This is a genomic window from Nitrobacter hamburgensis X14 (assembly GCF_000013885.1).
Classification (GTDB): Bacteria; Pseudomonadota; Alphaproteobacteria; order Rhizobiales; family Xanthobacteraceae; genus Nitrobacter; species Nitrobacter hamburgensis.
Map to the genome: position 1 here is coordinate 1,824,321 of NC_007964.1, position 20,810 is coordinate 1,845,130.

Here is a 20,810-nt window from a genome sequence, read left to right on the forward strand (position 1 = left end):
GGAAGCTATGCTGTCGATTGGAACATATCAAGAACAAAAATGGATTGAGCGTTACACTACCGCCATCGCCTTGGTGAGATTGCCCGCCACCTTGTCGAGGAAGCCGGTGGTGGACAGCCAGCGTTGGTCGGCTCCGACGAGAAGCGCCAGGTCCTTGGTCATGAACCCGGCTTCGACGGTCTCGACGCAGACCTTTTCGAGCGTGGCCGTGAAATTCGCCAGTGCCTCATTGTCGTCGAGCTTGGCGCGATGCGACAGGCCGCGGGTCCAGGCGAAGATCGAGGCGATGGAGTTGGTGGAGGTTTCCTTGCCCTTCTGGTGCTCGCGATAGTGCCGGGTCACGGTGCCGTGGGCGGCTTCCGCCTCGACGGTCTGTCCGTCCGGGGTCAGCAGCACCGACGTCATCAGGCCGAGCGAGCCGTAGCCCTGCGCCACCGTATCCGACTGCACGTCGCCGTCGTAGTTCTTGCAGGCCCAGACATAGCCGCCGGACCATTTCAGCGCCGAGGCCACCATGTCGTCGATCAGGCGATGCTCGTAGGTCAGCTTGCGAGCCTCGAACTGTGTCTTGAACTCGCGGTCGTAGATGTCCTGGAAGATGTCCTTGAAGCGGCCGTCATAGACCTTGAGGATGGTGTTCTTGGTCGACAGATAGACCGGGTAGCCGCGCAGCAGGCCGTAATTGAGCGAGGCGCGCGCGAAGTCGATGATGGACGCGTCGAGATTATACATTTCCATCGCGACTCCGGGGCCGGGCGCCTTGAACACCTCGTGCTCGATCACCGTGCCGTCCTCGCCGACGAACTTCATGCTCAGGGTGCCCTTGCCCGGGAACTTGATTTCGGTGGCGCGATACTGGTCGCCGTAGGCATGGCGGCCGATGATGATCGGCTTGCTCCAGCCTGGGACAAGGCGGGGCACGTTCTTGCAGAGGATCGGCTCGCGGAAGATCACGCCGCCGAGGATGTTGCGGATGGTGCCGTTCGGCGACTTCCACATATGCTTGAGACCGAATTCCTTCACCCGCGCCTCGTCCGGCGTGATGGTGGCGCACTTCACGCCGACGCCCACCTTCTTGATGGCGTTAGCCGCGTCGATCGTGACCCGATCGTCGGTCTGGTCGCGGGACTCCATTCCCAGGTCGAAATACATCAGGTCGATATCCAGGAACGGATAAATCAGCTTGTCCTTGATGTATTGCCAGATGATCCGGGTCATCTCGTCGCCATCGAGTTCAACGACGGGATTGGTCACCTTGATTTTTGCCATGTGAGATCGGGCCTTTTCGGGATAACGCGCTTCGGGAGGGCAGCCTGGCCATTTCGGGCTATAGCATCGCGATGGTGCAGGCGGAAGCCGAACGCGCCGCCTTACAGCGCTGATTTTCCGGATGTTCTGACGCTTCGCGAGCGGGCCCCGGTCTGCATCTTGGCGGCAGGCGCTCACCTTCCGCCGGAGAGTCAGGGCTAATCCATAAGCTGATTATTTTACTTGAGAAAAACTCGTAAAGGCGCAATCGAAGACACGGCCTTTGCGCCGTTGAATCAGAATCTAAGACCCGAACGCAGAAAGTGAAGCGAGATGTCCGGCACCGACAGGACAAAAACCGGCATCGACGCGGTCGGCCCCACCGTGATTCTGGTCGAGCCGCAGCTCGGCGAGAACATCGGCATGGCGGCGCGCGCCATGGGCAATTTCGCCCTGACGCGGCTGCGCATCGTCAACCCGCGCGACGGCTGGCCCAATGTCGCGGCCCAGCGCGCGGCGGCGGGCGCCGACCATATCCTCAAGCACGTCGAGCTGTTCGACACCGTGGAGGCCGCGGTCGCCGACTGCACGCTGCTGTTAGCGACCACCGCGCGCGCCCACGATCAGGCCAAGCCGGTGGTGGCGCCGGAAGCGGCGGCCGCTGAGGCGACCGTGCAGATCGCGGCCGGCGGCCATGTCGGCATCCTGTTCGGCCGCGAGCGCGCCGGCCTGCTGAATGAAGAGGTGGCGATGGCCGACCGCATCATCACCTATCCCGTCAATCCGGGCTTTGCCTCGCTCAACCTGGCGCAGGCGGTGCTGCTGATGGGTTACGAATGGTTCAAACTGGTGACGCGGGCCGCGCTGCCGTTCGCCATGCCGGAACGCTCGGAGCGGGCCTCCCAGCACCAGATGCAGGCGTTCTTCGACAATCTCGTCAGCGAACTCGACAAGGTCGAATTCCTCCGCCCGGCCGAGAAGCGCGACACCATGCTGGTCAACCTGCGCAACATCTTCACCCGCATGGAGCCGACCAAGCAGGACATGCACACGCTGCACGGCGTGGTCATGGCCATCGCTGAGGGGCGCAAGGGACCGGCCAAGGGCGGGGTGCTCGACGGCGCGCAAGCGACGCGGCTGCGGGCATTGCTGGCCGAGCAGGGGCCGGGAGGGGCTTCCGCAGACAGCAGCAGCACGGTGCGCGGGCTGGCGCGGCTGCTCAGACGAAATCCGACCGACGCCGAGCGCATCCTGTGGCAATCGCTAACCCGCGACCGCCGCTTCGCCGGCCAGTTCAAGCGGCAGACACCGGTCGGCCGGCACATTCCGGATTTCGTGTCGTTCGTGCAACGCATCGCGATCGAACTGGTGAATCCGAACGAGAGCGACACCATCGCGCGCGACCGCGCAGGCCGTGGTGCCTGGCTGGCCGAGCGCGGCTATCGCGTCGTCGAGATCGAGGCGGCGGCGGTGGAGGCGGATTTGGCGCGCGTGCTGGACGGGTTGGCGGTGAGGATGGCGGCGGGGGAGGGCGAGGGGGCCGTAGGGCACGATGGGCAGCGATGAATCGCTGATCGAGCTTGTTGTTACTCGAATTCCGGAAGTGCCTGCTCTCAGGGATCATCCTATGTGGTCGGTGCCTGCGATGTAAATTGGCGAGAAACAGATGACACGGAGTCGCCTATAACTCACGCAGAGGTATTTACCCAATCGTTCATAGCTCCGAAAACGGTCCGCGAGACGCTCGCCGCCGTTGCGCACCTTTCCGAGGATGAGCCCGATCCAGATGACGAGAACTGGCGGTGAGTTGGGAATGCAATTGGCGCAAAGCTAACGATCAGGAGTGGCCGTATGTACGGTTTAGGTGGTCGCCCAGAGTATTCAATTTTTGCGAAGGTCGGAGACAAATTATGGGCATACGCCATCGATCCTGTGCTCAGATTTGTTATCGGCAATGACGACACTACGTCTTTAATTCGCATACGTGCCGGTATTCAGATCACGCTCTTGGTAGCGGTCGCGTTAATTCCTGTCTCCTTTTTCTGGAACACTGGTCATGTGCTCACTGCTTCAGGTCTCTTGTTCGATATTGCCGGAGCGGCGCGCCTGTTTCTCCTTGAGGAGATCACCCACTCACTCAGCGGGTTTAAACCAAATGAATACGACAATTATCCCTCTTCAGCGATGCGAGAGTTGATTATGCCAGAGGGTATAAACGAGGAGAAGATTAACGACCATCCGATCAGCTTCTTCTATTACAAGAAGCGCGGCGTACTGTTCCTTTTCTTAGGCTTTGTTTTGCAGATGCTTGGAGATTTTTTTTTGATCAGTGAATAACGCCGAGTCGCCTTTCGATGCGCGGTCGCCTCAGTTTAGCGTTAGCCCGTTGGGCACACAGCGAAGTCTCTTGCTCTGTTAATTTGTGCTACGAAATGCGGGTCACGCTTCGCTAATTCCCGCTCCATGAGCTATCTCTCATCAGGCTTCTTAGGTGATGGAAGTATTTCGAGAACTCCTAGCCCGTCTTATTCGTGAGAGTGCGCCTGAGAGGCTGGCGAGCGTGGTGTAAAGCGCTGATGCGGCGTAGGATTCGGTTGCGAAGCCAACCCCATGACCTTCAATCGCGAACGCCACGCCCGCCATGACCGATGATACGATTCTGCCATTCTCGTTTCCAGCCGTTCACGCCAAGAAAGTCACAGCTGCCTTCGATGGCGGTCGCTTGACATCGAACGGGGGCGTGATGCTTCTGGCGACGGCCGAGCGACGTCTCGGTTTGGCCGACAAGTTGGCCCGGGTGTTCCCGGACCGGCGCGACCCGACGCGGGTCGTGCACAGCCTTGTCGATATGTTTCGCGCTCGCATGTTCGCGATCTGCTGCGGCTACGAGGACGCCGACGACCTCGATCATCTGCGGTCCGATCCGGCATTCAAGCTGGCCTGCGGACGGCTGCCGGACAGCGGTCGCGATCTGTGTTCCCAACCGACGCTGTCGCGCCTGGAGAATGCTCCGCGCCTGCGCGACGTGATCCGGCTGACCTACACTTTGGTCGACGCATGGATGGATAGCTACCCGCGCGAGCCGGCATCCGTCACGCTCGACATCGATGATACCTGCGATGTCGTCCACGGTCATCAGCAGCTCTCGCTGTTCAACGCTCATTATGACGAACGCTGCTTCTTGCCGATCCACGTCTACGACACGGAGAAGAGCCGGCCCGTGGCGGTCGTGCTGCGGCCGGGCAAGACGCCGGGCGGCGTCGAGGTGCGCGCCCATCTGCGCCGCCTGGTACGGCACATCCGCACGCGATGGCACAACACGCGAATTACGGTCCGTGGCGACGGGCACTATGCCCGGCCGGAGGCGATGACGTGGTGCGAGAACAACGGCATCGACTACATCTTCGGCCTGTCCGGCACCAAGCCGCTCGCCAGAAAAGTCGACGAGGTCGCTGACGACATCCGCACCCGACGCGCCATCGAGAACCTGGCTGTTCTGCGCGGCTATACCGAGACGCGCCACAAGGCCAAGTCCTGGGATCGCGAACGGCGCACCGTCGCCCGTATTGAGGCGACGATGCTCGGCCTCGACATCCGCTTCGTCGTCACCAGCCTCGATGCCGGCTCGGCCGAGTGGATCTACGACAGCCTGTATTGCGCGCGCGGCCAGGCCGAGAACCTGATCAAGCTGCATAAGACGCAGCTCGCCTCCGATCGCACCAGTTGCCGTTCGGCGCTCGCCAACCAGGTCCGTCTCGTGCTCCATACCGCCGCTTATTGGCTGATGCTGACCGTGCGCGACGCCATTCCCAAAGCCCGCGAATTGGCCACTGCCGAGTTCGCGACGCTGCGTCTTCGTCTCTTGAAAATCGCAGCCAGGGTCGTCGAGACCGCGAGCCGCATTCGCCTCGCGTTCGCCGCGGCATGTCCCGAAGCCGACCTCTTCCGCAGCTTGCCGGGCTCGCTGCTGCCACACGGTCCTTGACCGCCGGGGCGTGCGCCCCCTTCGCCCAACCCATCCCTCAAACGCGTTGCAAAGTACCGGTCGTCAGGCGGTGAAAAGCCGAAGGCAATCCTATGCGCCTCGTCCGAGGAGATGTGCAGTCACATCAATCGAACCAAAAAACCGCACTCTCACGAATAGGACGGGCTAGTGGATCGCGTCTGACATTTGAATCCGGGATGGGATTCCCATCTGACTGGATGCATGCGAGTCTGGCGCATGCGAACCGGAATTTTCATCACCCTTAAGCCTGCCGACCGCCGCCATCTGAAGGCGCTGGCGCGGAATCGGAACACCCCACACAAGCATGTTTGGCGGGCCGAGATCGTACTGTTGAGCGCGGACGGTTTCGGCACCCATGAGATCATGCGCCGGACCGGCAAGTCGAAGACCTGTGTGTGGCGCTGGCAGGAACGCTTCATGGTGGCGGGTTATGACGGCCTCCTGCACGATAAGACACGCCCCTCGCGCATTCCGCCGCTGGGGTCGGGCATCGCTGAACGCGTCGTGGCGCTCACCCGGACCGAGCCGCCAGCAGAGGCGACCCACTGGACCTCGGCCATGATGGCGAAGGTCGTCGATATCAGCGCGAGTTCCGTTCAACGCATCTGGCGCGCCCATGGGCTGCAGCCGCACCGGGTGAAACAGTTCAAGCTCTCCACTGACCCGCGCTTCGTCGACAAATTGCGCGATGTCGTCGGCCTCTATGTCGATCCGCCCGCCCATGCCGTCGTTCTCTCGGTCGATGAAAAAAGCCAAATCCAGGCGCTCGACCGCACCCAGCCCGGCTTGCCAATAAAGAAGGGTCGCGCCGGGACGATGACCCACGACTACAAGCGTCATGGCACGACGACACTGTTTGCGGCCCTCAACGTCCTCGACGGCACCGTCATTGGCCGCAATATGCAGCGCCATCGGCACCAGGAGTTCATCCGCTTCCTCAACGCCGTCGAAGCGCAGGTGCCGCCGCGAAAGCAAATCCACGCTATCGTCGACAACTATGCAACCCACAAGCACCCGAAAGTGCGCCAGTGGTTGGCCCGGCATCCCCGCTGGGCCTTCCACTTCACGCCCACATCAGCATCCTGGCTCAACGCCGTCGAGGGCTTCTTCGCCAAACTCACAAAACGACGACTGAAACGCGGCATCTTCCGATCGGTCGTCGACCTGCAGGCTGCAATCAATCGCTTCGTAATCGAACATAACGCCGAACCGAAGCCCTTCACATGGACTGCCGATCCCAACAAAATTATCCGAGCCGTCAGACGCGGGCACCAAGTGTTAGATTCCATCCACTAGTGGATCGCGTCTGACATTTGAATCCGGGATGGGATTCCCATCTGACTGGATGCATGCGAGTCTGGCGCATGCGAACCGGAATTTTCATCACCCTTAAGCCTGCCGACCGCCGCCATCTGAAGGCGCTGGCGCGGAATCGCAACACCCCACACAAGCATGTTTGGCGGGCCGAGATCGTACTGTTGAGCGCGGACGGTTTCGGCACCCATGAGATCATGCGCCGGACCGGCAAGTCGAAGACCTGTGTGTGGCGCTGGCAGGAACGCTTCATGGTGGCGGGTTATGACGGCCTCCTGCACGATAAGACACGCCCCTCGCGCATTCCGCCGCTGGGGTCGGGCATCGCTGAACGCGTCGTGGCGCTCACCCGGACCGAGCCGCCAGCAGAGGCGACCCACTGGACCTCGGCCATGATGGCGAAGGTCGTCGATATCAGCGCGAGTTCCGTTCAACGCATCTGGCGCGCCCATGGGCTGCAGCCGCACCGGGTGAAACAGTTCAAGCTCTCCACTGACCCGCGCTTCGTCGACAAATTGCGCGATGTCGTCGGCCTCTATGTCGATCCGCCCGCCCATGCCGTCGTTCTCTCGGTCGATGAAAAAAGCCAAATCCAGGCGCTCGACCGCACCCAGCCCGGCTTGCCAATAAAGAAGGGTCGCGCCGGGACGATGACCCACGACTACAAGCGTCATGGCACGACGACACTGTTTGCGGCCCTCAACGTCCTCGACGGCACCGTCATTGGCCGCAATATGCAGCGCCATCGGCACCAGGAGTTCATCCGCTTCCTCAACGCCGTCGAAGCGCAGGTGCCGCCGCGAAAGCAAATCCACGCTATCGTCGACAACTATGCAACCCACAAGCACCCGAAAGTGCGCCAGTGGTTGGCCCGGCATCCCCGCTGGGCCTTCCACTTCACGCCCACATCAGCATCCTGGCTCAACGCCGTCGAGGGCTTCTTCGCCAAACTCACAAAACGACGACTGAAACGCGGCATCTTCCGATCGGTCGTCGACCTGCAGGCTGCAATCAATCGCTTCGTAATCGAACATAACGCCGAACCGAAGCCCTTCACATGGACTGCCGATCCCAACAAAATTATCCGAGCCGTCAGACGCGGGCACCAAGTGTTAGATTCCATCCACTAGCTGCTCTAGATTGTTCAGAAAGGAGTCTTTTAGTCTTTCCCGACCCGTCTTATCCTTTATTTTTTCAATGCTGTTAAAAGTGTCTACTAGACCTTTCACGCGCTTCAATCCAAGCTCTGCCTGCTTCTCTTCAACTGCAAGTTCGCGCAGCCTGGTGTCAGCCTCAACCCTCCGGAGCAAGGCCTCTCGTCCTTCTTTGTAGGGTAAAGCTAACGCGTATTTGGCGATTTTGTACGCCTTCGCAGATTTGGTCACGATAGTGAGCCAAAAAGATCCTGCCGCGGCCGCCGTGATAAATAGCCGCTCTTCAGGTATCAGCATTAACTCAAGGTCAACATTCGGGTCGTCAGCAAGCACTCGCTGCAGTGCCTCGGCTCCATCGTTCTGGAGCAGGTTGACGATCGCATAAGATTGCCGTAGAGCGCGGATGCGTGATTCGACCAGCGCGGCGGATGCGATCTCATCAGCTTCGATGATCTGGAGTCGGATTGGTGGGATGTCTCCCTCGTTCAAAGTAGACATGATCGTCACGGCCAAGTCGCCATTATCCAACGTTTGAATGCGCACATTCATCTGTTCCGCTAAACCTAGCTCAAGAAAGTTTTTCCCAGCGGCTGCCGTCTGAACAGTTGCGCCCTTTACGAATTCGACGAACTCGGCGAAATCGATCTCGACCTGTTTGCCTTGTCGGGGTTCCAGAATAACAAACCTTGCCACTTCAAGTTGCCCTCGCGTTAGGTCTGTCCCAGTGCGTTATTAGACGTGTCCCTATCACAATAGCCCGCACTAGGTCTTCGCACCACGACGCAGACCGACCCACTCACAATTATCGTCAGTACCTACGATGGTGAGTTGCTGTGCTTCGCGCCTAACCCGCCTTGCGAAGTACATCTCACCTGCTCCCTCTCTCTCTCTCTCTCTCTCTCTCAGCGCCGGATGATCCTGCTCCACCGGCAGGTTGGCATCGATGACGAGGTCCAGCGCCTCCTGCGGCGCGCGGTCGATGTCGACGCCGCCGCGGCGCATTTCCTTGAGCGCGGCGCGGATCGCCTCCTGCTCGTTGAGAACCTCCCGGCCGGTGCGCGAGGGGCCGATGACAGGCCAGTGACGATTTCGAGTCCTGGCCTCCAGCCGCGCCATCTTCAACGCCTCCATCGCCTGCATCAGCTTGTCGATGTCTGTGTCCGGCTTCTCCTCCAACTCGCGCACCATACGCTCGGCGATCGCAACCAGCCGTCCTGTCAACGCGGCCGTCTTTTGCCGTGGGCCGGCCCGCCAGAGCGGCACGTCATAGGAATGGCGCGCCGCGAACGCCGGGCGCGTCCAGCCTTGATTGCGCTTCCAGAGCGTTATCGTCGAATGGTTGCCTCCGGTTCGGGCCTGTATCTGCGCAAAGGTCAGCGTGGTCGTCTCCACAAGGTGCCGCACGGCACGGACGCTGGAATCCGGATGCGGCCGCCGTGTGCCCTTTGGCCGGTCGCTTGCCTGAACGGCGGGCGGACCTGCAACGGTCGAGCCCTCGGCGGGTTCGTCCGGCATGACGCGGAGGCGGGTGAGGGAAGGGGTGCGAGGCAGGACCATGCCACGGAATATAATCCTATAACCCAACGGAGGCAAGGGCGAGGGTTTAAGTTTTCGTCCCGCCTCGCGGGCCATTACGCGGTTTAAGGGAGTGCCCGCTCAAGCGGCATGCGTTGCGCAAATTCTGGTCAATCGCTCGCCGTCCGGACCGATTTTCTCAAGTCAATCGCTGTCCTGTCCATGGCACGTGCATTGCACGGCCACTGTCCCAGACGTTTTCAGATGGGAGACGACAATGAAGCGGTCCGACCTCACCGAGAAGATTCTCGACATCAAGCGCGAGAAGGAATGGAACTGGAAATACATCGCCGGCGAGATCGGCGGGTTTTCGGAAATTCTGATCGTCAGCGCGCTACTCGGCCATATGAAGCTGACCAAGCCGCAGGCGGCGGCGGCCGGAAAGCTGTTCGGCCTCTCCAAGGCGGAAATCGCGATGCTCAACGAGGTGCCGATGCGCGGCGCGGGCACGCCGATGCCGCCGACCGATCCGCTGCTCTATCGCCTGTACGAACTGGTGATGATCAACGGACCGGCGCTGAAGGCGCTGATCGAGGAAGAATTCGGCGATGGCATCATGTCGGCGATCGACTTCGACATGGAAATTGCGCGCGTCGCCAATCCCAAGGGCGACCGCGTCAAGATCGGCATGACCGGCAAATTCCTGCCGTTCAAGTATTACGGCGCCACCGGCAACAATCTGGAATACGGCCTCAAGGAGGAGTGAGCGCCCTCCGCACCACTGATCGTCATCGCCCGGCCAAGTGCGCAATTGCGCACACGGACCGGGCGATCCAGCAGCCACCGCATCTCTTGAAATGCGGGCGCGGAATACTGGATCATCCGCTTACGCGGATGATGATAGCTTTCCCGATAATTTCGAACGGCGCGGTTACGCCCCCGCCTTCACCTGCGCGATGGCCTGTGCCATCAGCGTGTCCATCTGGGCGCGGAGTTCCTGTTCGGTGAGCGCGACGCCTTTGGCGGTAAGGTCGCGCATCACCTTGTGAACCACGTCGGCGTCGCCGGGCTGTTCGAAGTCGGCGGCGACGACCTCTTTGGCATAGGCGTTGGCGGCATCGCCGGCGATTCCGAGCTTCTCCGCGACCCACAGTCCCAATAGCTTGTTGCGGCGGGCCTCGGCCTTGAATTTCTGCTCCTCGTCGAGTGCGAACTTCTTCTCAAAACCTTCTCCGCGCTTATCGAATGATGTGCTCATGGTTTTGGGTCCGGTTCCATTATTGCCGAAGCTGCCGAACCGGGCATGTTGCGGCAGCCGGTTCGACATCCTAGATCACATTCTAGATAGGGAATGGCCGATCCGGGAACAACGGGCGCAAGGTCGCAGGGAGTACGGTAAAACTTCGCGCCTGATCGACTGCATTGATTGTGCTGGGTGGCTCAATCGGCTAGGTTGCGGGCGGGCTCGGTTCTTGTTCTGTTTCCTGTACTTGTTCAAGATCCCGGCTTCGCGGCAGCTCCGCCATGGGTCACATCGAACGCTCGGAGCACATCAACTTCATGGATTTCAACAACACACGGTACATCCCTATGAGCCGTCGGCGTCGCATTTACGAAGGCAAGGCCAAGGTACTTTACGAAGGACCGGAGCCCGGCACTCTGATTCAACACTTCAAGGACGACGCGACCGCGTTCAATGCCAAGAAACATCAGGTGATCGAGGGCAAGGGCGTCCTCAACAACCGGATTTCGGAGTACCTGTTCCAGCACCTCAACGACATCGGGGTGCCGACCCATTTCATCCGCCGTCTCAACATGCGCGAACAACTGATTCGCGAGGTCGAGATCGTGCCGCTCGAGGTCGTGGTCCGCAATGTCGCAGCGGGGTCGCTGTCGCAGCGGCTCGGCATCGAGGAAGGCACCCAGCTACCGCGCTCGATCATCGAGTTCTACTACAAGAACGACCAGCTCAACGATCCCATGGTGTCCGAGGAGCACGTCACCGCGTTCGGCTGGGCGACGCCGCAGGAGATCGACGACATCATGGCGCTGGCGATCCGCGTCAACGACTTCCTGACCGGGCTGTTTCTCGGCATCGGCATCCGGCTGGTCGATTTCAAGATGGAATGTGGCCGGCTGTTCGAAAACGAGATGATGCGAATCATCGTCGCCGATGAAATATCTCCCGACTCGTGCCGGCTGTGGGACATCAAGTCGAACGAGAAGCTCGACAAGGACCGCTTCCGTCGCGACCTCGGCGGGCTGCTTGAGGCCTACACCGAAGTTGCGAAGCGGCTCGGCATTCTAATGGAAAACGAGCGGCCGCTCGGCGCCGGTCCGGTGCTGGTGAAGGGATAAGCTCAATACGTCATTGCGGGCGCGGCATCGCCGCGAACCGCGATGTGCGAGTGCACATCTGGGAATCCAGAGGTTGGCGAGATTCCGGATCGATCCGCTGCGCGGATCGTCCGGAATGACGAGGGTTAGATGAAGGCACGCGTCACCGTTACACTGAAAACCGGCATCCTCGATCCGCAAGGCAAGGCGATCGAGGGGGCGCTGAAGTCGCTCGGTGTCGATGGCATCGCCAGTGTGCGCCAGGGCAAGGTGTTCGATATCGAACTCGCCGGCGCGGACAGAGCGAAGGCGGAAGCCGCGCTCAAGGCCGCCGCCGACAAACTGCTCGCCAATACGGTGATTGAGAACTATCGGGTCGAGGTTCTGAGCTAGGCGCCGTACGACATGAAATCCGCGATCCTCGTCTTTCCCGGCATCAATCGCGAGCGCGACATGGCGCGCGCGCTGAAACTCATTTCGGGACACGAGCCCGCGATGGTGTGGCACGCCGAGACGTCGCTGCCCAAGGGGACCGATCTCGTGGTGATGCCCGGCGGCTTCTCATACGGCGACTATCTGCGCTGCGGCGCCATCGCCGCGCGCTCGCCGGTGATGGACGCGGTGCGCGCCTTCGCGGCCGACGGCGGTCTCGTGCTCGGCGTCTGCAACGGGTTTCAGATTCTCTGCGAGTCCGGATTGTTGCCGGGCATCCTGATGCGCAATGCGCGGCTGAAGTTCATCTGCCATGACGTGCACCTGCGGGTCGAACGCTCGGATACGCCGTTCACGCGCGGCTACAATGCCGGGCAGGTGATCCGCGTGCCGGTCGCGCATGGCGAGGGCAACTACGCCGCCGACGAGGAGACCATTCGCCGTCTCGAAGGCGAGGGGCGCGTGCTCTATCGCTACTGCTCGGCGACCGGCGAGATCGGCGACACTCACAATATCAACGGTGCGGCGCAGTCCATCGCCGGCATTGTCAACGTGCGCGGCAACGTGCTCGGCATGATGCCGCATCCGGAAAATCACGTCGAAGACATCATGGGCTGCACCGACGGGCGCGGGCTGTTCGCGGGCCTCGTCGCGCATCTGGAGCGGGCGGCGTAAGAAACGCCACGACGATAAGTGAAAAGCAGATCAAAGGTGGTCCGCAAGGAACAGATCGAGGCTGCCCAAAGCCTCTTTAACAAAATGGGCAATTGACGATACGCCGTCGAAAAACTTGACAAGAATTTTATGAAATGAACCGCACCGATCCCCCGATCACCCCCGAACTCGTCGCCTCGCACGGCCTCAAGCCGGACGAGTACGAGCGCATTTTGAAGCTGATCGGCCGCGTACCGACATTCACAGAACTCGGCATCTTCTCGGCGATGTGGAACGAACACTGTTCCTACAAATCCTCGCGCATCCATCTGCGCGGGTTGCCGACGAAAGCGCCGTGGGTGATCCAGGGTCCCGGCGAGAATGCCGGCGTCATCGATATCGGCGATGGGCAGGCGGTGGTGTTCAAGATGGAGAGCCACAACCATCCGAGCTACATCGAGCCGTATCAGGGCGCGACCACCGGCGTCGGCGGTATCCTGCGCGACGTCTTCACCATGGGCGCGCGCCCCATCGCCTGCCTCAACGCGCTGAGCTTCGGCGATCCGTCGCATCCGAAAACGCGGCATCTCGTCGGCGGCGTGGTCGCGGGCGTCGGCGGCTATGGCAACTCGTTTGGGGTGCCGACTGTCGGCGGGCAGGTGCGCTTCCACACCCGTTATGACGGCAACATTCTCGTCAATGCCATGGCGGTGGGCCTCGCCGACGCCGACAAGATCTTTTATGCGGCGGCGTCAGGCGTGAACATGCCGATCGTCTATCTGGGCTCCAAGACCGGCCGCGACGGCATTCACGGCGCCACCATGGCGTCGGCCGAATTCGACGACGACAGCGCCGAGAAGCGCCCGACCGTTCAGGTCGGCGATCCCTTCGCCGAGAAGCTATTGCTGGAAGCCTGCCTCGAAATCATGGAAACGGATTGCGTCATCGCGATCCAGGACATGGGCGCGGCGGGCCTGACGTGTTCGGCGGTGGAAATGGGCGCCAAGGGCGACCTCGGTGTCGATCTCGATCTCGACAGCGTGCCGACGCGCGAGCAGGGCATGAGCGCCTACGAGATGATGCTCTCGGAATCGCAAGAGCGCATGCTCATGGTTCTGAAGCCCGAGAAGGAAAAGGAAGCGGAGGCGATCTTCAGGAAGTGGGGACTCGATTTCGCTATCGTCGGCTATACGACGCCGTCGCAGCGCTTCGTGGTCAAGCACGGCGGCGACGTGATGGTCGACTTGCCGATCAAGGAGCTTGAGTCCGAAGCGCCGCTGTATGACCGGCCACATGTGCCGTCGCCGCAGTTACCCGTCGTCCACGCCCGCGACGTTGCGCCGCGTTTGCCGGTGGCTGATGCGCTGGAAAAGCTTATCGCGACGCCGGAGCTGTGCTCGAAGCGCTGGGTGTGGGAGCAATATGATCACGTCATCGGCGGCAACACCGTGCAGCGTCCCGGCGGCGATGCGGCGGTGGTCCGTGTCGAGGACGGGCCGAAGGGCCTCGCGCTCACCGTTGACGTGACGCCGCGCTATTGCGAGGCCGATCCGTTTGAGGGCGGCAAGCAGGCGGTGGCGGAAGCCTGGCGCAACATCACCGCTGTCGGCGGCCGTCCGCTTGCGATTACCGACAACCTGAATTTCGGCAACCCGGAACGGCCCGAGATCATGGGCCAGTTCGTCGGCTGCCTGAAGGGCATCGCGGCCGCCTGCACCGCGCTGGATTTCCCGGTCGTGTCCGGCAACGTCTCGCTCTACAACGAAACAAACGGCCGCGGCATTCTGCCGACGCCCTCGATCGGCGGCGTCGGCCTGCTCGACGATTTCACCCAGTCCGCATCGCTTGCCTTCAAGGCCGAGGGCGAGTGCATCCTGCTGATCGGCGAGACCCAGGGCTGGCTCGGTCAGTCGGTTTACTTGCGCGACGTCTGCGGGCGCGAGGAGGGGGCGCCGCCGCCGGTCGATCTTGCCGCGGAAAAACGCAACGGCGATGTCGTGCGTGGCATGATCCATGCGGGGACGGTCACGGCAGTTCATGACATTTCCGACGGCGGACTTCTCGTAGCGCTCGCGGAAATGGCGATGGCCGGCGGCATCGGCGCCGCGCTCGATGCCGCACCTGAAGCGATCGTGCCGCACGCCTGGTGGTTCGGCGAGGATCAGGCCCGCTACATCGTCACCGTGCACGAAAAGGATCTGCTGAGCGTTTTCACCAAGCTCAAGGCGGTCGAGGTGCCTTGCGTCCAGATCGGCCTGACCGGCGGTCACGAGATCGCCATTGCCGGCGAGCGCGCCGTTCACGTCAAAGCCTTGCAGCATGGCTTTGAAAGCTGGCTGCCGGACTATATGGCCGGGAGAGTCGAGACCAGTGGCATTCCTGACCGCTGACTTTGTTTTTTCCGAACATTCGCCGAGAAATGCGGTGTCGTCGTCCGCGAATGCGGACGATCCTGTATTCCGCTGCGCCTCGTTAGAAATCAGAACAGCTATGGGATACTGGATACTCCGCTTTCGCGGAGTATGACGTTTTTCGTGTTGAGCCGGAGTTCATTCACAGAACGCGCTTTGCATCGGGGATTTGAAGCAGCGCCGCCGTCCTCGTCCAATTCAGCACCCAGCAGCCCGTGCCGGGGGAGGACAATTTGTCACGCGATTGGTCCGCGACAACGCTGCCAGCCTGGCGTCTTCTCACGGGTATACAGGGCCGCCGGGGTAGCTGACCTTCTTCAGGGGGCAGGGCATAGGTTGTATCGGATAGGCGATCACGGTACCACTAGCGGCCCCCCCTGACGCGGCCGGGGTTCGGCGTTAAGCGTGTGATCGGGACCGGGTATCTTCCGGAAGCCGTCTTGCGGTTAAAAAGTTCATGCAGATATAGGATTGATCGGCGTGACGGGATAGGGCGGCCACGTTAAGTTGAGCAGCCGTTGCGGCGATTCCGGTGCATGATTCGGGGGCGTGGCGGATTTGGGAGAGACTTTGATGGCCATGGAAGCGCGGGATATCGAATCGATGATCAAGGAAGCGATCCCGGACGCCGCAGTGACGATCCAGGACCTCGCCGGCGATGGCAACCACTACTCGGCGACCGTGATCTCCGAGTCGTTCCGCGGAAAGTCCCGCGTGCAGCAGCATCAGATCGTCTATCAGTCCCTGAAGGGGCAGATGGGCGGCGTGCTCCACGCGCTGGCGTTGCAGACCGGCGTTCCGGAGTAGCCGCGCCGTCACAGAGCGGTTGATGTCGCGCGCCAACGACGATGGAAGGCTTCTGCGGGAACGCAGCCCCACCAGCACAACCGTGTGACCTACGTCGAACTGTTCTTCGACCTGGTATTCGTCTTCGCGATCACGCAAATCTCGCACTCGCTGCTCGCGCACTTCACGCCGCTTGGCGTGTTGCAAGTGACGATGCTGATGCTGGCGGTGTGGTGGGTCTGGGTCTTCACCTCCTGGATCACCAACTGGCTCGATCCCGAACAGGCTCCGGTCCGGGTCATGCTGTTCGGTCTGATGATCGCCGGCCTGCTGCTGTCGACCTCGATCCCGAAGGCTTTCGAAAGCCGGGGGCTGACGTTCGCGGCGGCCTATTCGGTCATGCAGGTCGGACGGACGCTGTTCTTTCTGTGGTCGGTGCCGACGTCGGCGGTCGGCCAGCGCAATAACGTCATCCGCATCCTGTTCTGGCTCGGCACCGGTGCGGTGTTCTGGATCGGGGGAGGGCTGGCCGAGGGCAATATCCGGATCGGGTTGTGGCTCGTCGCGCTCGCGATCGAATATGCCGGCCCGGCGATGCGGTTCCGCACCCCTCGTCTCGGGGCCTCCACCACGCGGGACTGGGACGTCGAGGGCGGCCATATGGCCGAACGATGCGCGCTGTTCATCATCATCGCGCTCGGCGAGTCCATTGTCGTCACCGGCGCGACCTTCGCTGAAACGGCGTGGACGGCGACCACGGTTTGCGCTTTCCTGGTGGCGCTGCTTGGCAGCATCGCGATGTGGTGGGTCTACTTCCATATCGGCGCGGAGGCCGGCTCGGAGCATATTTCTCAATCCGCGGATACCGGAAGGCTGGCGCGGCTGGCCTATACCTACCTGCACCTTCCGGTCGTGGCCGGCATCATCGTATCCGCCGTCGGCGACGAGTTGCTGCTCGCGCATCCGGGCGGGCATGTCGGCGGCAGGGAAATCCTGAGCATCGTGGGCGGACCGCTGCTGTATCTGATAGGGACGATCCTGTTCAAGCACGCGATCCGCGGCATCTTCCAGCTCTCTCACCTGGTCGGAATCGGCCTGTTGATTGCGTTGATTCCGTTGGCCTCCGGGCTCACGCTGCTGTCGCTTGCGGCAGTCGTTGCAGCGATCCTGATGATGGTCGCGGCGTGGGAGGCGATCTCGCTGGGGTCTGGCTCGCGTCAGCCGCAAAATGATGGTTAGTGCGTTTCATACTTAAGATGGAAACAGCTTCTCCTTCGTCATTGCCGGGCATAGCCGTTCGAAGAACGGCGTCGCTTTGCTCGCCTATGACCCGGCAATCCATCAATCTTCGAAAGAAGATGGATGCCCGGATCAAGTCCGGGCATGACCTCAACAGTGAGTTTGATTCCGTGTGAACGAGCAGCGGCTCAGGACCTCAGCGCGTGAACCGAAAACATCGCGTCGGGGTCGGTCCATGACGCCGTCGGCGTCCAGCCCGAGCCCTTCGCCAACGCGCTGAAGCGGTCGAGGCTGTATTTGTAGCTGCTCTCGGTGTGGATGCTCTCGCCGCTGCGAAACGAGATGCTGCGGCCCTGCAAGCGGACGGTCTGCGGCCTCTTGCTGATGAGGTGCATCTCGATCCGGTGGCGCTCGCGGTTGTAGATCGCGCGATGGGTGAACGCGGACAGGTCGAAGTTGCCGCCGAGTTCGCGGTTGATGCGAACCAGCATGTTCAGGTTGAAGCGCGCGGTGACGCCGGCGGCATCGTTATAGGCGTCATACAGCATCCGTTCGTCCTTCTCGAGGTCGACGCCGATCAGCATGTACGCGCCTTCGCCAAGAATGTCGCGGGCCCCGCGTAGAAAGCGGCAGGCCTCATGAGGTTCGAAATTGCCGAGCGTCGAACCCGGGAAGAAGCCGACCTTCGGCATCGTCCTGATGCGGTCGGGTAGAACGAACGGCGTGGTGAAATCGGCTGTCACCGGATAGATCTGGAGGTGCGGGAAATCCTTTCGCAGTCCTCGCGCCTGCGCGTTGAGAAAATCCCCCGATATGTCCACCGGCACATAGGCGGCGAATTCACTCGCGCCCAGCAGCAGCCGCGCCTTGGTGGCAGCGCCGGCGCCGAACTCCACCAGCGCCGCGTGTTGCGGAAGGATCGCCGCTATCTCCGCCGCGTGGGCGCGCAGAATGCCGAGTTCGGCGCGGGTCGGATAGTATTCCGGCAACCGGGTGATCTGCTCGAACAGTTCGGAACCGGCGGCGTCGTAGAAATACTTCGGCGAGAGTTGTTTCGGCTGTCGCGTCAATCCTGCGATGGCATCGCTGGCGAATGCCGGCGTGGTTTCGTCGGATCTGGGTGCCTCGGCCAAAGCGGCAGCGTGCAGATTCATGACAGTCTCTCCGGCGCGCGTCGCAACGCATTTGAGTTGACGAAGGTCAGGCTCCGTAGTCCGCGAGGCGCAGACCGGTGAATTGCCAGCGGTGGTGTGGATAAAAGAAATTCCGGTAGGTGATGCGGCTGTGCCCCTCCGGTGTCGCCAGCGACGAGCCGCGCAGCACGAACTGGTTGACCATGAACTTGCCGTTGTATTCGCCGAGCGCTCCCTCGATCGCGCAATACCCCGGATAGGGCGAGTATGAGCTTCGCGTCCATTGCCAGACAAGGCCGAACGCGTCATCGAGCTGTCCCGCCCGCGCCGCGACCTCCCATTCCATTTCGGTCGGCAAATGTTTGCCGCTCCAGCGCGCGAATGCATCGGCCTCATAGTAGCTGACATGGCAGACCGGTGCGTCGCGATCGATCGGCCGCAAGCCGGCCAGCGTCATGACCTGCCAGCCATCGCCGGTCTTGTGCCAGTAGCCCGGCGCCTCCCATTCTTCGTTGGTGGCGGCGGCAAAACCGTCCATCAGCCACAGCGTCGCGGTGCGATAGCCGCCGTCGTCCATGAAAGCCAGCCAGTTCGCATTGGTGACGAGATTGCGTGCGAGCTTCACCGGCCCTACGAGGGCGCGGTGCGCGGGTTTTTCATTGTCGAAATGAAAGCTGTCGCTCTGATGTCCGATGGTGTGGATGCCCTGGTTCAGCGTGATCCATCCGCCGACGCCCGCGTTCGGCGTCGGGAATCTCCACGACCCGTCATAGGCAGGTGAAATCGGATTTTGCGCGAAGGCGTGCAAAATATCGGTCAGCATCAATTCCTGGTGCTGCTGCTCATGATTGAGGCCGGCTTCGACCAGCGGTGCCAGCCGGGCCAGCATTTTATCGCCCGCGTCGTGGAAGAATTTGACGACAGCGGCATCGACATGCCGGCGATAGGCGGTGACCTCTTCCGCGCCGGGGCGGGTGATATGGCCACGCTGGGCGCGGACATACCGCGGGCCGGCGCTGACGTAGTAGGAATTGAACAGAAAGGCGTAATCGGGATGGAACGGAACGTAACCGGGATTGTGCTGGCCGAGCAGGAATTGCTCCCAGAACCAGGTGGTATGAGCGCGGTGCCATTTCGTCGGACTGGCGTCCGGCATTGACTGCACCATCTGATCTTCCGGCGATAGCGGGCCCGCACGCCGCTCCGTTTCGCCGCGCACGGCGAGAAATGCATCTGTCAGACGGCCGGCCAGCGTTCCGGAATTGGAAAACAGCGACGGATTCGGAGCGACTGGTGCGGTCGCGGCAGACGCAGGATTCGTCACGGAAATCTCCGGTTTAGGAGAGAACGCTGCTCCGGACGGTGGGTTCCGGAGAATAGTCAGCGCCGTACTACCTTTCATGGAGCCTGGCGCCGGAGTTATAAGGTCGCAGCCGCCTGTCAATTCGCTGCGGCCGCCGCAGTCATGACGACCGCCGGGAGGGGTAGGGCATGACAGCTCTCCGGCAATTGACTTTATTACACAACGGTTTCGGGTTATAGGTATGGCAACTGGGAGGACCGCTCGCGGCCCCCTGATCTTGTGGCCACAAGGATGTGATGATGAGCATTAAGGATTTCATTGAGACCGAACTGAAGTCGAACGACGTTGTGCTGTTCATGAAGGGCACGCCGCAGTTTCCGCAGTGCGGTTTTTCGGGGCAGGTGGTTCAGATTCTCGACCACGTCGGCGTGGGCTACAAGGGCCTGAACGTGCTTGAATCTCCCGACCTGCGCGACGGCATCAAGACTTACTCGAACTGGCCGACGATCCCGCAGTTGTACGTCAAGGGCGAATTCGTCGGTGGCTGCGATATCGTCCGTGAGATGTTCCAGGCCGGCGAGTTGCAGAAACTGCTCACCGACAAAGGCATCACGCTCAGCGCACCGGCATCGGCCTGACGACGGCCGGCCGCGTCATCGGTCCGGCGCGGCTGGACGTTATCGTTGAGGACATCACGACGCTGGACGTTGATGCAATCATCAACGCAGCGAATGAGTCTCTGCTCGGCGGCGGCGGTGTTGACGGCGCGATCCATCGCGCGGCGGGACCGCAACTGCTCGCGGAGTGCCGGGCGCTCAAGGGGTGCGCGACCGGGGACGCCAGGATAACCGGTGGTTACAGGCTCCTCGCGCGGCATGTCATTCACACGGTCGGCCCGGTCTGGCGGGGCGGCTGGTCGGGCGAAGATAAGCTCCTTGCCTCATGTTATCGCAGCGCCATCGCGCTGGCTCAGGCGCACAACCTGCAATCGATCGCCTTTCCCGCCATTTCCACCGGCGTCTACCGTTTTCCGGCCGCCGATGCGGCGCGGATCGCGGTGACAACGGTGATCGATGCGCTGCGAGAGGCTCCCTCCGTTTCGCAAGTCCTCTTCTGCTGCTTTTCGAACGACAGCGCGCGATTACACCGGCAAGCGCTGCTGGAGATCCCCCGCGCTCGTGCGCAGTGAGCGCGCCGTCAGGCATTCCGGCGACGGACGAACGTCGTGCATATCAGAGCGTTTTCGAGCGAAGCATGTCCTCGGGCTTGACCCGAGGA

Annotated in this window: 20 protein-coding genes; 14 read left to right on the plus strand and 6 right to left on the minus strand. The window is 61.5% G+C overall.

The window, feature by feature from the left end; genetic code table 11:
* Positions 1–51: 51 nt before the first annotated feature.
* On the minus strand, positions 52–1,269 hold the full coding sequence (locus NHAM_RS08295; protein ID WP_011510127.1) for an NADP-dependent isocitrate dehydrogenase: 1,218 nt from the start codon (positions 1,267–1,269) through the stop codon (positions 52–54).
* Positions 1,270–1,581: 312 nt separating this feature from the next.
* Between NHAM_RS08295 and NHAM_RS08300 the strand changes: the two genes are divergently transcribed.
* The 5 genes from NHAM_RS08300 to NHAM_RS08320 all read left to right on the plus strand — a co-directional run bounded on the left by NHAM_RS08300 (position 1,582) and on the right by NHAM_RS08320 (position 7,698).
* Positions 1,582–2,814 carry a TrmJ/YjtD family RNA methyltransferase gene (locus NHAM_RS08300; protein ID WP_011510128.1) on the plus strand — a complete coding sequence of 411 codons (1,233 nt, stop codon included), beginning with the start codon at positions 1,582–1,584 and terminating at the stop codon, positions 2,812–2,814.
* Positions 2,815–3,099: 285 nt separating this feature from the next.
* The gene (locus tag NHAM_RS08305; protein WP_011510129.1) at positions 3,100–3,585 is read left to right on the plus strand and encodes a hypothetical protein; all 486 of its coding nucleotides are present in this window, start codon (positions 3,100–3,102) and stop codon (positions 3,583–3,585) included.
* 304 nt (positions 3,586–3,889) lie between these two features.
* The gene (locus NHAM_RS08310) at positions 3,890–5,233 is read left to right on the plus strand and encodes an IS1380-like element ISNha3 family transposase (RefSeq protein WP_011510130.1); all 1,344 of its coding nucleotides are present in this window, start codon (positions 3,890–3,892) and stop codon (positions 5,231–5,233) included.
* Positions 5,234–5,470: 237 nt separating this feature from the next.
* Positions 5,471–6,550 carry an IS630 family transposase gene (locus NHAM_RS08315; RefSeq protein ID WP_081434946.1) on the plus strand — a complete coding sequence of 360 codons (1,080 nt, stop codon included), beginning with the start codon at positions 5,471–5,473 and terminating at the stop codon, positions 6,548–6,550.
* 68 nt (positions 6,551–6,618) lie between these two features.
* A complete protein-coding gene (locus NHAM_RS08320) occupies positions 6,619–7,698 on the plus strand; it encodes an IS630 family transposase (protein ID WP_081434946.1) in 1,080 nt (359 codons plus the stop codon).
* On the opposite strand, the gene NHAM_RS08325 is transcribed toward NHAM_RS08320, so the two are convergent.
* Positions 7,681–8,415, minus strand: a complete 735-nt coding sequence (locus tag NHAM_RS08325) for a hypothetical protein (RefSeq protein ID WP_011510131.1) — start codon at positions 8,413–8,415, stop codon at positions 7,681–7,683. The genes NHAM_RS08320 and NHAM_RS08325 overlap by 18 nt on opposite strands.
* A gap of 69 nt (positions 8,416–8,484) precedes the next feature.
* A complete protein-coding gene (locus NHAM_RS28085) occupies positions 8,485–9,279 on the minus strand; it encodes a hypothetical protein (RefSeq protein ID WP_245270032.1) in 795 nt (264 codons plus the stop codon).
* Between the two features lie 235 nt (positions 9,280–9,514).
* On the opposite strand from NHAM_RS28085, the gene cynS reads away from it, so the two are divergent.
* Complete coding sequence (gene cynS / locus NHAM_RS08335; protein ID WP_011510133.1) at positions 9,515–10,003, plus strand: cyanase; 489 nt, start codon at positions 9,515–9,517, stop codon at positions 10,001–10,003.
* 165 nt (positions 10,004–10,168) lie between these two features.
* Here cynS and NHAM_RS08340 read toward each other — a convergent pair whose 3' ends face one another.
* Complete coding sequence (locus NHAM_RS08340) at positions 10,169–10,495, minus strand: DUF1476 domain-containing protein (RefSeq protein WP_041358884.1); 327 nt, start codon at positions 10,493–10,495, stop codon at positions 10,169–10,171.
* Positions 10,496–10,827: 332 nt separating this feature from the next.
* On the opposite strand from NHAM_RS08340, the gene purC reads away from it, so the two are divergent.
* The 6 genes from purC to NHAM_RS08370 all read left to right on the plus strand — a co-directional run bounded on the left by purC (position 10,828) and on the right by NHAM_RS08370 (position 17,096).
* The gene (purC, locus tag NHAM_RS08345; protein ID WP_011510135.1) at positions 10,828–11,595 is read left to right on the plus strand and encodes a phosphoribosylaminoimidazolesuccinocarboxamide synthase; all 768 of its coding nucleotides are present in this window, start codon (positions 10,828–10,830) and stop codon (positions 11,593–11,595) included.
* 129 nt (positions 11,596–11,724) lie between these two features.
* Positions 11,725–11,967 carry a phosphoribosylformylglycinamidine synthase subunit PurS gene (purS, locus tag NHAM_RS08350; protein WP_011510136.1) on the plus strand — a complete coding sequence of 81 codons (243 nt, stop codon included), beginning with the start codon at positions 11,725–11,727 and terminating at the stop codon, positions 11,965–11,967.
* Between the two features lie 12 nt (positions 11,968–11,979).
* Positions 11,980–12,681: a phosphoribosylformylglycinamidine synthase subunit PurQ gene (purQ, locus tag NHAM_RS08355; protein WP_011510137.1), complete on the plus strand. Its 702-nt coding sequence runs from the start codon at positions 11,980–11,982 to the stop codon at positions 12,679–12,681.
* A 134-nt stretch (positions 12,682–12,815) separates the two neighbouring features.
* Positions 12,816–15,050 carry a phosphoribosylformylglycinamidine synthase subunit PurL gene (gene purL / locus NHAM_RS08360; RefSeq protein ID WP_011510138.1) on the plus strand — a complete coding sequence of 745 codons (2,235 nt, stop codon included), beginning with the start codon at positions 12,816–12,818 and terminating at the stop codon, positions 15,048–15,050.
* Between the two features lie 594 nt (positions 15,051–15,644).
* The gene (locus NHAM_RS08365) at positions 15,645–15,878 is read left to right on the plus strand and encodes a BolA/IbaG family iron-sulfur metabolism protein (protein ID WP_011510139.1); all 234 of its coding nucleotides are present in this window, start codon (positions 15,645–15,647) and stop codon (positions 15,876–15,878) included.
* A gap of 84 nt (positions 15,879–15,962) precedes the next feature.
* Positions 15,963–17,096, plus strand: coding sequence for a low temperature requirement protein A (locus tag NHAM_RS08370; protein ID WP_011510140.1), 1,134 nt, complete (start codon positions 15,963–15,965; stop codon positions 17,094–17,096).
* Positions 17,097–17,284: 188 nt separating this feature from the next.
* On the opposite strand, the gene egtD is transcribed toward NHAM_RS08370, so the two are convergent.
* Both egtD and egtB read right to left on the minus strand, forming a co-directional pair.
* The gene (gene egtD / locus NHAM_RS08375) at positions 17,285–18,250 is read right to left on the minus strand and encodes an L-histidine N(alpha)-methyltransferase (RefSeq protein ID WP_011510141.1); all 966 of its coding nucleotides are present in this window, start codon (positions 18,248–18,250) and stop codon (positions 17,285–17,287) included.
* 46 nt (positions 18,251–18,296) lie between these two features.
* The gene (egtB, locus tag NHAM_RS08380) at positions 18,297–19,553 is read right to left on the minus strand and encodes an ergothioneine biosynthesis protein EgtB (protein ID WP_011510142.1); all 1,257 of its coding nucleotides are present in this window, start codon (positions 19,551–19,553) and stop codon (positions 18,297–18,299) included.
* 278 nt (positions 19,554–19,831) lie between these two features.
* Between egtB and grxD the strand changes: the two genes are divergently transcribed.
* Together grxD and NHAM_RS24770 are read left to right on the plus strand one after the other, a co-directional pair.
* The gene (grxD, locus tag NHAM_RS08385) at positions 19,832–20,170 is read left to right on the plus strand and encodes a Grx4 family monothiol glutaredoxin (RefSeq protein WP_198137011.1); all 339 of its coding nucleotides are present in this window, start codon (positions 19,832–19,834) and stop codon (positions 20,168–20,170) included.
* Positions 20,167–20,721, plus strand: a complete 555-nt coding sequence (locus tag NHAM_RS24770; protein WP_081434971.1) for an O-acetyl-ADP-ribose deacetylase — start codon at positions 20,167–20,169, stop codon at positions 20,719–20,721. The genes grxD and NHAM_RS24770 overlap by 4 nt, the downstream gene beginning before the upstream one ends.
* Positions 20,722–20,810: the final 89 nt, after the last annotated feature.